The organism is Cobetia sp. SIMBA_158 (assembly GCF_046566945.1).
Taxonomy (GTDB): Bacteria; Pseudomonadota; Gammaproteobacteria; order Pseudomonadales; family Halomonadaceae; genus Cobetia; species Cobetia amphilecti.
Genome location: NZ_JAWJYL010000652.1, coordinates 1 through 257, shown reverse-complemented (window position 1 = coordinate 257; position 257 = coordinate 1). Strand labels below are relative to the sequence as shown.

Annotated in this window: 1 protein-coding gene; it reads right to left on the bottom strand. The window is 43.2% G+C overall.

Annotated features, from left to right (window positions below; translation table 11 throughout):
* On the bottom strand, positions 1 to 257 hold a 257-nt coding region (locus R2R70_RS21440), incomplete at both ends, for a transcription termination/antitermination NusG family protein (RefSeq protein WP_410979116.1).

Sequence of the window (257 nt, the reverse complement as noted above, 5' to 3'; positions counted from 1 at the left end):
GCTGGACGGTCAGATGTACCGCCAATGAAGCCCATTACACGCTCAGTGCTATTTACTAAGTGCCAGCTAGCGTCATTCATATCCATTTGTACTAGTACGTAGCCTGGAAAGAATTTACGCTCAGATTTACGCTTTTGACCTGCGCGCATCTCAACCACTTCTTCAGTTGGTACTAATATTTCACCAAAGCTCTCTTCAAGACCTTCGATTTTAATGTGTTCAGTTAACGTTTGAGCTACACGCTTTTCATAACCAGA